Annotated in this window: 16 protein-coding genes; 2 read left to right on the forward strand and 14 right to left on the reverse strand. The window is 31.8% G+C overall.

The genetic code is table 11. The features are described 5' to 3' along the window. The 6 genes from aroC to VRU49_RS08415 all read right to left on the reverse strand — a co-directional run bounded on the left by aroC (position 1) and on the right by VRU49_RS08415 (position 5914). The gene (aroC, locus tag VRU49_RS08390; RefSeq protein WP_330146329.1) at positions 1-1095 is read right to left on the reverse strand and encodes a chorismate synthase; all 1095 of its coding nucleotides are present in this window, start codon (positions 1093-1095) and stop codon (positions 1-3) included. 48 nt (positions 1096-1143) lie between these two features. After that, on the reverse strand, positions 1144-2394 hold the full coding sequence (gene aroA / locus VRU49_RS08395) for a 3-phosphoshikimate 1-carboxyvinyltransferase (protein WP_330146330.1): 1251 nt from the start codon (positions 2392-2394) through the stop codon (positions 1144-1146). Between the two features lie 9 nt (positions 2395-2403). Further along, positions 2404-3513, reverse strand: coding sequence for a chorismate mutase (locus tag VRU49_RS08400; RefSeq protein ID WP_330146331.1), 1110 nt, complete (start codon positions 3511-3513; stop codon positions 2404-2406). A gap of 18 nt (positions 3514-3531) precedes the next feature. Then, on the reverse strand, positions 3532-4365 hold the full coding sequence (locus tag VRU49_RS08405) for a prephenate dehydratase (RefSeq protein WP_330146332.1): 834 nt from the start codon (positions 4363-4365) through the stop codon (positions 3532-3534). Between the two features lie 284 nt (positions 4366-4649). Next, on the reverse strand, positions 4650-5708 hold the full coding sequence (aroB, locus tag VRU49_RS08410; RefSeq protein WP_330146333.1) for a 3-dehydroquinate synthase: 1059 nt from the start codon (positions 5706-5708) through the stop codon (positions 4650-4652). Then, positions 5708-5914 (reverse strand): RNA-binding S4 domain-containing protein, encoded by a 207-nt coding sequence (locus VRU49_RS08415; protein WP_330146334.1) that lies wholly within the window; start codon positions 5912-5914, stop codon positions 5708-5710. Before VRU49_RS08415 ends, aroB begins: the two co-directional genes overlap by 1 nt. An 89-nt stretch (positions 5915-6003) precedes the next feature. Between VRU49_RS08415 and VRU49_RS08420 the strand changes: the two genes are divergently transcribed. Further along, on the forward strand, positions 6004-7188 hold the full coding sequence (locus VRU49_RS08420; protein WP_330146335.1) for a proline dehydrogenase family protein: 1185 nt from the start codon (positions 6004-6006) through the stop codon (positions 7186-7188). 130 nt (positions 7189-7318) lie between these two features. On the opposite strand, the gene VRU49_RS08425 is transcribed toward VRU49_RS08420, so the two are convergent. From VRU49_RS08425 to VRU49_RS08460, 8 genes are all read right to left on the reverse strand, one after another. Further along, positions 7319-7633, reverse strand: a complete 315-nt coding sequence (locus VRU49_RS08425; protein ID WP_330146336.1) for an Mpo1-like protein — start codon at positions 7631-7633, stop codon at positions 7319-7321. A gap of 90 nt (positions 7634-7723) precedes the next feature. After that, positions 7724-7966, reverse strand: coding sequence for a hypothetical protein (locus VRU49_RS08430; protein ID WP_330146337.1), 243 nt, complete (start codon positions 7964-7966; stop codon positions 7724-7726). Positions 7967-8080: 114 nt separating this feature from the next. Continuing rightward, complete coding sequence (gene cobC, locus VRU49_RS08435) at positions 8081-8632, reverse strand: alpha-ribazole phosphatase (RefSeq protein ID WP_330146338.1); 552 nt, start codon at positions 8630-8632, stop codon at positions 8081-8083. Beyond that, the gene (locus VRU49_RS08440; RefSeq protein WP_330146339.1) at positions 8617-9405 is read right to left on the reverse strand and encodes an adenosylcobinamide-GDP ribazoletransferase; all 789 of its coding nucleotides are present in this window, start codon (positions 9403-9405) and stop codon (positions 8617-8619) included. The genes cobC and VRU49_RS08440 overlap by 16 nt, the downstream gene beginning before the upstream one ends. Continuing rightward, positions 9402-10412 (reverse strand): nicotinate-nucleotide--dimethylbenzimidazole phosphoribosyltransferase, encoded by a 1011-nt coding sequence (cobT, locus tag VRU49_RS08445; protein ID WP_330146340.1) that lies wholly within the window; start codon positions 10410-10412, stop codon positions 9402-9404. The genes VRU49_RS08440 and cobT overlap by 4 nt, the downstream gene beginning before the upstream one ends. Before the next feature lie 9 nt (positions 10413-10421). Next, entirely contained in the window at positions 10422-10988 is a 567-nt protein-coding gene (locus tag VRU49_RS08450; protein WP_330146341.1) for a DUF6580 family putative transport protein, read from the reverse strand. Positions 10989-11122: 134 nt separating this feature from the next. Next, positions 11123-12412 (reverse strand): type II toxin-antitoxin system HipA family toxin, encoded by a 1290-nt coding sequence (locus VRU49_RS08455; protein WP_330146342.1) that lies wholly within the window; start codon positions 12410-12412, stop codon positions 11123-11125. Continuing rightward, on the reverse strand, positions 12412-12759 hold the full coding sequence (locus VRU49_RS08460; RefSeq protein ID WP_330146343.1) for a helix-turn-helix domain-containing protein: 348 nt from the start codon (positions 12757-12759) through the stop codon (positions 12412-12414). Before VRU49_RS08460 ends, VRU49_RS08455 begins: the two co-directional genes overlap by 1 nt. Positions 12760-13259: 500 nt before the next feature. Here VRU49_RS08460 and VRU49_RS08465 point away from each other — a divergent pair, with 500 nt between their 5' ends. Further along, on the forward strand, positions 13260-13772 hold the full coding sequence (locus VRU49_RS08465) for a Crp/Fnr family transcriptional regulator (protein WP_330146344.1): 513 nt from the start codon (positions 13260-13262) through the stop codon (positions 13770-13772). The last annotated feature ends 15 nt before the right edge of the window (positions 13773-13787 follow it).

A 13787-nucleotide genomic window follows, 5' to 3' on the forward strand; every position in this document is an offset into this window, starting at 1 on the left:
CTAGATTTTACTGTTTGAATTTTTAAATATAAGGTTGACCAATACTAATGCCGTCATGGCTTCAACAATAACAACTGCTCTTGGTACTACACATGGGTCATGTCGGCCTTTACCTTTAATGGTTGTTGGATTTTCATTTAGGTCAACAGTTTCTTGTTCTTTTAAAATTGTAGAAACAGGTTTAAAACCTACATTAAAATAGATAGGCTGTCCAGTAGAAATACCTCCTAAAATACCTCCAGTGTGATTGGTATCTGAGATAATTCCTTCTTTTAAATTTGTTCCTTCTAAAATTGGGTCATTATTTTCTGAGCCTAATTTTGTGGTGCCTTCAAATCCAGAGCCGTACTCAAATCCATGAACAGCATTTATGCTTAACATGGCTTTGGCCAATTCTGCTTGAAGTTTATCGAATACAGGTTCGCCAATTCCTGGAGGACAACCTCTAATGATACAATTTATTCTTCCACCAATTGAGTCGCCATTTTTCCTAACCTCATCAATATTCTGAATCATTTGATTGGCAATTTCTTGATCAACACAGCGAATCACGTTTTGTTCTCTTAAAGTTTTTAATTCTTCAATAGAAAGGTTTGGGAGTTGTTGATTGAATATTTTTCCAACTGCATAAACATGTGCGAATATTTCAATTCCTTTTTGTTTTAATATGAGTTTTGCAATAGCACCTGCAGCAACTCTTGTTGCGGTTTCCCTAGCTGATGATCTTCCACCACCTCTGTAATCTCTTATTCCATACTTAGATTGGTAAGTAAAATCAGCATGTCCTGGTCTAAAAGAATCTTTATTAAAGTCATAATCATTAGAACGATGATCTTCATTTTTTATTAAAATGGTGATAGGCGTTCCGGTTGAAGTTTGATTAAATACACCTGAAATAATTTCAAAATGATCTGATTCTTTTCTTTGTGTAGTGATTTTAGACTGACCAGGTTTTCTTAATAATAATTCATCTTGAATAAAAGCTTCGTCAATTTTTAAACCAGCAGGGCATCCATCAATCACCACCCCAATATAAGGCCCATGTGATTCTCCGAATGTTGTTACGCTAAAATATTTGCCAAACGTATTGCTCATTGAATAGATTTTATTGATTTCCTTTAGAGGATGGTTTAAAGTTAGACTTTATTGTGTTAATTGAATACCAATTTTAGATAAATCATTCCAAAAATTGGGATATGATTTACCGATAACATCCATATCTTCAATTTCTAAGCGATTAATTTTCAGTGCAAGAGGTGCAAAAGCCATTGCCATTCTATGGTCGTCGTATGTTTTTATGCTCACTTTATCAGGATATTGGATATTCTGAGTATTAAGTTCATATAGACCTCCATTTTCATTTAGCGTAACATTAATTTTGGAAAGTTCCATTTTTAATGCCTTTATTCTATCAGTTTCTTTAATTTTTAAAGTTTCTAAGCCTTTCATTTTTAGGTTTTTCCCCAATAAAGCACAACAAACGGCAACAGTTTGAGCTAAATCTGGACATTCAATAAAGTCATAAATTAATTCTCTTTCTGGTGATTTACAGCGTGAAAGATTAATTCCTGAAGATGTATATTTAGTTTCGACACCCAGATTTTTCATTATTTCAACAATTTTTTGATCACCTTGAAGGCTATCTTTTTTAAATCCCGATAAAAATAAATCTAGGTTATCTGAATTAGCAACTATTGAATACCAATAAGATGCAGAACTCCAGTCTGGTTCAATAAATAACTGGCTATGCTTAAAAATTTGTGGGACAATAATTATCTGATTCTCTATCCAAGTATACTCAATCCCGCAAGAATTTAACATATTCAAAGTCATATTTACATAAGGCTTCGATGTTAACTTCCCTTCAATATTAAGTTTTAAACCCAAAGGTAGGGCAGGGGCAATTAATAAAAGTGCAGAAATGTATTGACTGCTAACATTACCATTGATGTTAATTTCAGCAGTTTTTTGAATTTTAGTTCCATTGATTCGTAATGGAGGATATCCGTTTGTACCTAAATACTTTATATCGGCCCCTAAACTATTAAGTGCCTCAACTAATATTTTAATAGGTCGTTCATGCATCCTTTCTGAACCAGAAATTTCGAATTCGCCCTCTTGAAAAGCTAAAAATGCAGTAAGAAAGCGCATTGCTGTACCTGCTGGGCCAACATTTAACTTTAGTACTTCCTTCTTTTTGTGAAGTTCTATTTTAGATAAACAACTTTGAAGCACCTGCGTATCATTAGCATCGCTTAGGTTTTTAATATCAACCAAACCATTACTAATTGATCTTAATATTAAAGCCCTATTACTTTCGCTTTTTGATCCCGAGATAGCGATAGTTGCTCTATTATCAATCTTTTTATTAGTTATGAAAGCACTTTTTTTCATTCAAAAAACTTAAGATTTATTTGGGATTTTTGCTTCGTTCATTATTTCAGTCTGTTTTCTTATCGATTCTCCATGCACCAATTCTAAGAATTTTTTAGTGAAATTAGCATCTAAGTTAAATGCACCACCAAAAGCTAAACTTTTCTGAATAATTTCTTCCCATCTTTTTACTTGTAAAATAGTTACATTATTTTCTTTTTTAAAGTTTCCTATTTTTTCTACTAATGCCATTCTTTCACCTAATTTCTGAATTAATTGATCATCAATTTTATCGATCCTATTCCTTAAATCGGCTAAAGCATCCATAAAATCTTCATTTTTAGATGCTGCTACACGTAGGTTTAATTCTGAAATTATTTTACTTAAAGCTTCAGGTGTTAACTGTTGTTTGGCATCGGTCCATGCTACTAATGGATTAATATGGGATTCTATCATTAAACCTTGCATATCTAAATCGAGGGCTTTTTGAGCAACATAAGGAATAAGTTCTCTATTTCCGCAAATATGACTAGGGTCGTTAATAATTGGTAATTCCGGGCAAATGGTTTTTAACTGAATAGCTAATTCCCACATAGGAACATTTCTGTATGAAGTTTTTTCAAATGACGTAAAGCCTCTATGTATGGCTGCAATTTTGGTAATTCCGGCGTTATTAATACGCTCTAATGCGCCAATCCATAACGATAAATCGGGGTTGACAGGATTTTTTACCATAACTGGAATATCCACCCCTTTTAAGGCATCAGCAATTTCCTGAACAGTAAATGGATTAACAGTAGATCTAGCACCAACCCATAATACATCTACACCTGCTTTAAGGCATTCTTCTACATGGGAGGCTGTTGCAACTTCTGTAGCAATTGGTAATCCAGTTTCTTCTTTAGCTTTTTTTAACCATTCTAATCCAATACTGCCAATACCCTCGAACTCACCTGGGCGCGTTCTTGGTTTCCAAATTCCTGCTCGTAAAATAGAAACTTTGCCTGTATTTGCTAAAAGACGTGCAGTATTTAATAATTGTTCTTCAGTTTCTGCACTGCACGGACCCGAAATTAATAGAGGTTCATTTTTAACATCTATCCAGGTATGAAGTGGTTGTATATTTAATGATAATTTCATTGTAGATATATTCAATATTTAAACTTGGTCATTTTTTTTATATTCACCCATTATGTTAAAATTTACCGTGTATTTTAACACTTTACGTAGAGATGATTCGTAATTTTCTCTATTCTTCCACTCAATATCTACATAAAAATAATATTCATTTCTTTTACCTAGGACGGGCATCGATTGAATTTTGGTTAAGTTTACATCGTGTTCGGCAAAAATATTCAATACTTTAGAAAGAGCACCCACATAATTTCCTACTTCAAAGCTAATAGAGGCTTTATTTATGGTTTCAATTTCTTCGGTTTTTTCTTTTTTGAGAATTAAAAATCGGGTATAATTTTTCTTATTCGATTCAATTCTTCTTTCAATAATATTTAATTCATACAACTCTGCTGCTAAGCTGTTTGCTATGGCAACTGTATCTTGTAATTGTTCTGTTTTTATACGTTTGGCACATGCAGCTGTATCTGTACTTTCAATGATTTGTAAATGTGGATATTCATCAAAAAAATCAACACATTGTCTAATGGCAATAGGGTGTGAGGTCACATATTTTATATTGTCGAACTTTACACCCGGCAAAGCCATAAGATGTAGTTGAATAGGTAAATATACTTCACCTTCAATAGAAAAATTGTATTCTCTTAGTAAATTATAATTGGGCAACAAACTGCCAGCAATAGAATTCTCTATGGCCATAACAACATAATCTGCTTCATCTTTAGCCAAGATTTCACAGGTTTGCTTAAATGAACTACACTCAATAGTTTGAATGTTTTGTCCGAAAAATTTCACTGCAGCTTCTTCGTGAAACGAAGCTTTAATTCCTTGAATGGCTACTTTGGTTATATTTTCCATTTTCTCTAAAAAAGAAAAATCCCGACCTATTGGGCCGGGATTTTCACATATATTTAATCAATATTTTAATGCAAATTAATCCCGGCTCTTACTAAAAAAGTAAAAGAAACCGTACCAATATGCGTTTGTTCTAATCATTGTATGGTGTCAAATGTACACTTAAAATATTAAGAAGCAAAAAATTCATTTAAATTTTTAATTGATTCTAATTTAAAAGTCATTAAACAGATTACGACTTAGGATGAATCTATATTCAATTGAATGAAAATCAATAAAGCAAACTATTATTTTAAATCTTGATAGAAATTTAAACTTTCAATAATCAATTCATTAGATACATTAATGTTAAAATCGCAGTCGCCAATTCTATTCAGTAATGAAAACATAAGTTGATGGTTTTCGTTCTTTTTATCGTATGCTAGTGTTAATAATATTTGATCAAAAGCATTTTCTTCTAAACTATATTTTGGATAAATTTTAAGAAGAAAATCTACTATTATGTTTAATTCTTCTGGAGTTAATTTATTCACTACAGTAGAAATATATGCTTCACAAAGCATACCCACTACAATTGCTTCACCATGATTTAATGGTTGTGGATCATTTTGTAGAGAATAAGTTTCTATAGCATGCCCAATTGTGTGTCCAAAGTTTAAAATCTTTCTTAAACCTTTTTCTTTAGGATCATGCTCTACAATTTTATTTTTAATGGTAACAGACTTAATAATTAAATCAGGATGAATGCTTTCTAAATTTGAGTTTAAAATTTGGTCAAATAATACATCATCGGCGATTAATCCGTGTTTTATTATTTCTGCAAACCCACTTAAAATTTCTCTTTTGGGTAAGGTCTCTAAAAATTCGGATTCAATGAAAACCGCTTCAGGAATGGAAAATGTTCCAATCATGTTTTTGTTTTCATCTAGATCTATACCTGTTTTTCCGCCCACAGACGCGTCAACTTGTGAAAGTAAGGTAGTAGGAATATTTACAAAATCTATTCCTCTCTTAAAAGTTGCGGCAATAAATCCACCCATATCGGTTACCACTCCACCGCCCAGATTTATTAAAAGCGACTTCCTATCAGCATTAAAATCTAGTAACGTATTCCAAATACCAATACAAAAATCGATGGTTTTATGTTGTTCACCAGCTTGGGTTTCGATGATAGAATAATTTTGAAAATCTCCTAATCCATCTCTTAATATGGGTAAGCATAATTCTGAAGTGTGTTCATCCACTAAAACAAAAACCTGCGAGTAATTATTCTTTTCTATTAAATTAAGAAGAGGATTAAAACCCAGATTAAAATATATTGGTTTACCGTTACTTGAAATTTCCATTAGATAATTTCAATTTTATGGCTCATAAATTCAATTATATCGCCTTTGCGGACTTTTAAGCGTTTTCGGTAGTCAACCTGACCGTTGTATTTAACAAGTCCGTCTTCAACCAAAGTTTGTGCTTCACCACCACTTTGTACCAATCCAGTTGCTTTTAAAAGCGCAATCATTGGAATAAATTCTCCTTCTAATTTAAATTGTATCATTTATCATCAAATTTACAAAATATTGATACTCTTTTTATGTTGCCTTAGAATTTTAGTTATTTTTGTAAAGTAAAAAACAAAAAATCTAAATGGATTCTAACCCCAGCAACCTGGTAAATTTCGATAATACAGAAATTGCATTCAAACAAAAATCGAATGTAGAATTAAATAAAGCATATTGGTTATTTAAGATTATTGGTAGTAACTTTTTAACTAAGGTTGGTCCGCCGATAACTAACTTCTTTTTAAATATTGGTTTACCGATTAAAGGAGCAATAAAAGCCACTATTTTCCAACAATTTTGTGGTGGAGAAACCATCGAAGAATGTAACCATACAATAGACCAGTTGGCTAAGGGAAAAGTAGGGACAATTTTAGACTACTCTGTAGAAGGCGAAGAAGAGGAACATGTTTTTGATGCTACTAGGGAAGAAATTATTAGAACTATTTTGAGAGCTGATGGTGATCCAAATATCCCGATTACGGTTTTTAAAATTACAGGTATTGGTAGATTTGCTCTTTTGGAAAAATTAGATGCAAAACAACCATTAACAGAATCTGAGCAAGCAGAATTTGAAAGAGTAAAAGCGAGATGTTTAAAAATTTGTCAGACTGCCTTTGACAAAAATGTTCCGATAATGATTGATGCTGAGGAAACCTGGATTCAGGATACCATAGATGAATTGGCCATTGATATGATGCGCAGATTTAATAAGGAACGATTAATTGTTTATAATACTTATCAAATGTATCGCCATGATAAGTTAGCAGATATGAAGGCTGATCATTTAATTGCCAAAGAATCTGGTTTTATACTTGGGGTAAAAATGGTGAGAGGCGCTTATATGGAAAAGGAAAGAGCTAGAGCAGCAGAAAAAGGATATCCATCGCCAATTCAACCTAATAAAGAGGCTTCGGATAGAGATTACAATGCTTCTTTAGATTACTGTTTAGAACATATAAATGAAATTGGAATCGTTTGTGGCACGCATAACGAAGAAAGCTGTAAAAAATTAATACAGTTAATAGCTGATAAAGGAATAGAAGTAAATCATCCGCATATTTATTTTGCACAATTATTGGGTATGAGCGATAATTTGAGTTTTAACTTAGCGAATGCTGGATATAATGTAACCAAGTATGTACCTTACGGTCCAATAGAAGCAGTTATGCCATATTTGTTTAGAAGAGCTCAGGAGAATACATCGGTTGCCGGTCAAACAGGTAGAGAGTTATTATTAATTCAGAAAGAGAAAAATAGAAGAGCTATTTAATATAGATTTGAATCATAAAAAAACCAAAAATCTTATTAAATTTTTGGTTTTTTTTATGGGTAATAATTTTACTAGTTTATTATTTACATACTTTGTTAATGGTAGTTATTTTAATGCATGACTTAAAAAATTAATTTTTTTTAAATTTTTCTTTCCCAGTTAATAATTGAAAAAATAAAATAAAATCGCTGGCAAGGCTATATAATGGATATTGAAATGTAGCTGGTTTATTTTTTTCGAAGAAAAAATGACCAACCCATGCAAATCCATAGCCCACAAAAGGAAGTGCAATAAAAATCTTCCCGTTTTCTAGGTAAATACCTGCGAACAAAAGAATAAAAACTAATCCAGTTCCTATAAAATGTAAAACTCTGGAAGTTGTGTTAGCATGTTCGGTTAAATAGAAAGGATAGAATTCTTTTAAACTTTGGTATCTTTTTTCCATGATTAACATTTAATTTATAGTCTAAATTAATCATTTTCAGGAAGTTTGAAAATATCTATACTTTGTTATTATAAGGGCTAGTTATTAAAGTCAGTTTAAAAATATTTCGAAATGGAGGAAATTAAATCTTTTATTGTGTTTTAAAACTACTGGAATCTTAAATAATATGGAATGGCAATCGGTAGGTTTGGGGTCTATTTCTTTTGGCTTAATATTAATTTCAGATAAATAGGTAGCCTCTGGGTCAGCAATTAAATTTAATTTTTTAATCGGATCTTTTAATATCGCATAAATAGATTTTTTCCCTTTTCTTTTAATTCTTTTTTTAGACATAACCATTGATTTTTTATTAATTTACTTAATAATCAATGGATTATCCAAATATCAATTACGATTTGGTGCTTTTATAAATAGGAAATTGTTGTGAAATTAAGGATTGGTTTATATTTAAATATGGTCATAATCTGAAGATTCGCCTAGTTTAATTTTTAGCACATCTCCATAATTGACAGATATTTTAAAAATATTATTTAACGGTATATCCAAAACATGGGAATAGAAAGACCTGATAACTCCAGCATGTGTTAAAATAGCAATATTTTTATGATTACTTCCTCGTAATTCAGCTATAAATTCGCCTACACGATTATGCAGATCTTTTAAATTTTCGCCATTTGGCGTACGTACATTTATAAAATCTGCCATCCATGGATTTAATTCATCCGGATTAATTTCATCCCACAATTTTCCTTCCCATCCTCCAAAGTTCATCTCTTTTAATCTATGATCTAGTTGGTAGGATTTAAAATTTAAGGCATCGGCAAGCTTCGTGCATCTTAAAAGTGGACTACTAAAGACTTGTTCAATATTATTAGGTAATTGATTTTTAATCTGCTCTACTTCCAAATCAAAGGTTGGTGCCACATCAATATCGGCATGCCCATAACATAGACCTTTTTCTACATTTACTGAAGTATGTCTAATTAAGAAAACGTCCATATTACTATAAAACTAAATAATGCAACACATTCTGCTATTTGTTCTGCAGCCCCCAAGCAATCTCCTGTATAACCATCAATCCATTTATTAAAGTAATAATTTGCGTAAATTACTACGATTAAAAGCGGAATTAAAACCACTAAAAACAGCCAATTGAAATAGCATAGCGCCATTAATGGCAATAATCCGCCAATATATGCTCCCAGAACTTCCTTATAGGTATTTGATTTTGCAATAGGTTTAGATTTACTAGATTCATCGGCCCTAGAATAGTTAGAAATAAAGGAAATATTAATAGCCGTTAATCTTGCTAATGCATGATAACTAATGAATATTAAAAATAAGATAATTAGATTTTCGGGTAGGAGTAAAGTAGAAATCTTATTTAGTGCTGTGTATTTTACAGCAAACTGTAAAATTAATGCAATAACGCCATAAGCACCAATTCTACTATCCTTCATTATTTCTAGAATTCTTTCTTTGGTCCATCCGCCACCAAATCCGTCGAATACATCAGCTAATCCATCTTCATGAAAAGCCCCAGTAGTTAGAACACCTACCATTAATGAGGCAATAACGGCCAATTCTAGACCAAGAAATAAATTTACAAGGTAAAATGCGCCAAAGGAGAGTGCGCCAACAATCCAGCCAATAAATGGAAAATACCTCGTCGCTTTATTTAAATAATCATCAGAGTGATCTGCATAAGTTGGACATGGAATTCTGGTATAGAACATTAATGCGGTGAAAAATATTCTTATTTCCTTTTTCATATTTCCTTATTTGAAACTTCGGCACTTTCGAAACTTGCCATTTCATTTAAAAAATTCACTGCACTTTGGATTATAGGGTATGCTATGGCACAACCTGTACCTTCGCCTACGCGCAAATTTAACTGAATTAATGGTGTTGCATTAAAATGTTGAAGTAATAAATGATGCCCTGCTTCATCGCTCTGGTGACAAAAAATAGCATTATTTATAATGTCAGCTTTTAATTTACTTGCTACCAATAAGGCTGTACTAGCAATAAAACCATCAACCATAATCAGCATATTTTTTTCGAAAGCAGCTAGCATTGCTCCGCACATTTGGGCCACTTCGAAACCTCCAAATGTTTGTAGAATCTCCATTGGGTCAGATAAATGACCATGAAAACGCTTAGCCTGATTTAAAATTTGAATTTTATGGTTAAGTTGATTATCATTTAAGCCTGTACCTCTTCCAATACAAGATTCTATTGGGAAATCGCAAAGATAACTCATCAGCATGGTTGCTGTTGATGTATTTCCAATCCCCATTTCTCCAAAACCTATAATATTACAGCCATCATTATTTACTTTTTCAACTATTTGATGTGCATACTTGAAGCACTGTTCCAATTCGTTGGAGGTCATAGCCTTATTGTTTAGGAAACTTTTTGTTCCAAATCCAACTTTACAATTAATTAGATTGGGCGTAGTGTTAAAATTAAAATTTACACCAGCATCTGCAATGATTAAATTGATGTTGTTTTGGTTAGAAAACACATTAATAGCAGCCCCACCATTTAAGAAATTAAGCACCATTTGATGGGTAACTTCTGGTGGATAAGCGCTAACACCTTCATTGGCTATACCATGGTCGGCTGCAAAAACAACAATTGTGGGTTGTTTAAGTACAGGATTTAGTGTATGCTGAATAGTGCCTATTTGATAAGCTAGCTTTTCTAGCGTACCCAAGGCACCTAAAGGTTTTGTCTTAAAGTCGATCTTCTGCTTTAAGGCACTCTTTAGAATCATATGGAAATATTATTTAGCTGTTTTTAAAGCAGGAATTCTACTTTGTGCAATAAAATAAGCACCAAATAATACCGTAGTATAGAATGCATCACTTAGTAAAGTACCTTTTAAGAATGGTATACCTGCTACATAACAAGCAATTAAACCTTGGAAATTTTGAGGGTAAACTGTGCTACCTAACCAAACTCCAAAATTAGAAATAAGGAAAAAGATCAAGCTAGATCCTAATATACCGCCAGCAACTCGGGTAGCGTTTAATTTTTTGAATAAGGTTAATCCTAATAAAGTAATAACTAGGAAACTTCCATATTGCCAATAAAACCCACTGTAAAATAAAGTAAACTCAGGGAAATATTGTTTGTATAAAATATTGTTGATTAATAAATCTGAAGCCCAAACAGCCACTAATGGAAGAATTAAAGCTTGCCATCTTTTTGAGAAAAATGCGGCACCAAATAATGCCATTGCTCCAATTGGTGAGAAATTTGGCATAATTGGGAATAATCTGCTTAGAGCAACCAATAAAATGATTACCGAAACAACAATTAAGCGAATATCTATTTTTGGGTTATTCATGATGATTTATTTTCTAGCTGGGTTATATAAAACAAACCCTTGGTTCAAATTCTGAAATTGATAATTGCAAATATAGGGTTGTTTGAATGTAAATAGAAGTATGTCCTAAAAATTTTATCTATTAAATCTTAATTTCACACAATTTTCAATAGATTTTGATCTATTTCTTGGATTAATTTTTCGTTTACATTTACTTCTTTTGCAAATACTCGCCAATTATTTATGGTGTTTTGAACTTCATCTATAATTTGTTTTGCTTTTTTAATGTTCATTTGGTTGGCAATTTTCAATAAATCTTCTTCTGTAAAATGGTCTCTTTTTCCATTTGCTGTGATAGATTGTTTGCTTACCCAAAAACTATCAGGTCTATAAGCATAACAAACATCAAATGCAGGAGAAAGTCTCCAATCGCCTTTTTTGTCCATTAAGAACGCGAAATTTTTAGTATGGTCATCACAATTCCTACCTATAATATTAAAAACCATTCTTCTAAACATTTGTTCGGCATCTGGATAGGGAAGTAATAGTGTTCGCATGGTTTGGAATAAGCTTTCATAGCTATGTGCGCCAATTTCTTGAAAATCTACATGAGATAAAGCACACCAACTTTGCATATGTATTTTTTCATCATTATTTATTCTGTCGAACCGCTTTGTCATAAAATGTGCTCTTCCATTTTCTTCCAATAGCTTACATTCTGTCATTTCTATTCCGCAATCTTTAGCCATTAATGCGTAAGCCATTTCTACTCTGCCAAAACCATAACTTTCTCCAAATTGGGTATCGTGAACTCCATCAAATTTCAGAATCCAATGACTAAATCCAGCTGGGGCAATAGTTTGTCCGGATCTAACTTCATTGGTGATTGGGTTATAGGCAATTAGTGCTTTTGCTCTAGCACCTCCTGCAGAAGTTCCTATTTTAATAATATCTAAAAGTGCTTTTTCTTTATCACCGGCTATTTTTGTGGAAAAATCTTGTCGTTCATTAAGAATATCACTGGCAATTTCTATTAAACCTTCAATTTCAATTGCGGTAGATTCGTTTTCATTGTTGGTGCTTGTTGGTTCAAATTCAAGTGCGCCCATTCCTCTGTTTCCTACAAAACACAACATTTCTACTGGATTCATACTATTAGCGGGTCTTCCATTTCGGGCTAACCATGCATTTATTAATGTATTTCCGTATTTATCTGGCAATAAATCGGCAAGCATACCTGGAAGCCCTTTATAAGTAGAGGATTTGGCTAATTCAGGGAAATAAAAGACCTTATTGGGTTGATTATTGGGTAAAAAAATAGGAGAGAGGCTTACCCCTTGTTTCAGGAATTTTTTGTCGTATTCAAAATAGGCCAATTTTTTTTCTTCGTCCCACATTACAGCTCCGACACGTTTATTCCAAATATTTATAAAGGCTGAATTCATTACCAGGTTGATTTTTTAGATGGAATATCTTTATTGGTTTTGCTGGCTCTATAACGTTGTTTATGCTCCATTGCAGCGAATTTAATGGGGCTAATAATGGGTTTTGTTTCTAATTCATTTAATAAATGAAGTTTTTTTAATACCCGTAAAATTTGAATTAAGGATAATAAATTAACCGATTTTCCTTGTTCAAGTTGAATTATAGTGCTTCTATTTATACCGGCAGCCGTTGCGACATCTGCTTGAGATAAATTTTGATTTAATCTTTCTGATTTTACAAATGAAGCGATTAGCTTTAAATAATAGCCATCCGTTTTGGCATATTGTTCTAATTCATTTGTTTCCATAATTTTTGAATTTAACTCTATAAAACAAATATAATTAATAATTTCTTCAATTATTCGTTTTTATGTTTGTAAATATCAACATTAATATACTAAAATTGTTTTAATGTTGTAAAATATCATCAAATATTATTTTTTTAAATGATGATAATTTATATCATTAATGTTTAATAAGCCTTATAATGTTGATTAAATGTAACATTGAGGATTATTTAATATCGATTACTTATATATCCTATTGAGATAGCTAAAAACAGTTGCTTCTAAATTAAGTTGTATAGCGTAAAATCGAGTAATTAAAATAATCTATGGATTGACTTCTGTATATATAAATTGAATTTCCATTCTAGCTCAATTAAAATGAAATCAACTTCATCGTTTATATTCTATTAGAAATTATTTATCTAATTTTATTATTCCATTAGAGTTTAAATTTCTCAATAAATATGTATGAAGAACTAGAGAAGTAAATAAAAAATATAACTGAAATAGATCAGTCAAAATTGGAGATTATCTTCAGCAAATTTAAACTGATTAAAGTTCCAAGAAGGAGGATATTAGTGGATTTTGATGAGGTACGTAAAAATCATTATTTCGTGAATAAAGTGGCTGTTAGAGTTTATACGTTAAACAGAGAAGGTTTAGAAAAGACCCGATATTTTGCATTTAAAGGTGAATTCGGTACTGCTTTACCCAGTTTAATTGATCAAAATCCTGCTTTTGAGTATTTACAAACTATAGAAAAATCAGAACTTCTGACAATTTCTAAGGCTGATTTTTATCAATTGGTTGATCAGATTCCAGAATTTACAATTGTTTATAGGAATATTCTTGAAAAGGGTTTCATCATTGCGCAAAAAAGAATCTATGGTTTTCAAGGTTTTGATGCCATGGAAAAGGTTAAATGGGTGAAAAAATATTATCCAATGTTTCTTTTTCGAGTTTCAAATAAAATGGCGGCTTCATTTCTGGGGATAGCTCCAGCTACTTTAAGCAGAATTAAAGCTAAAATGTAGAAACGTTGATCTGAG

It is taken from the genome of Pedobacter flavus (assembly GCF_036324285.1).
Classification (GTDB): domain Bacteria; phylum Bacteroidota; class Bacteroidia; order Sphingobacteriales; family Sphingobacteriaceae; genus Pedobacter; species Pedobacter flavus.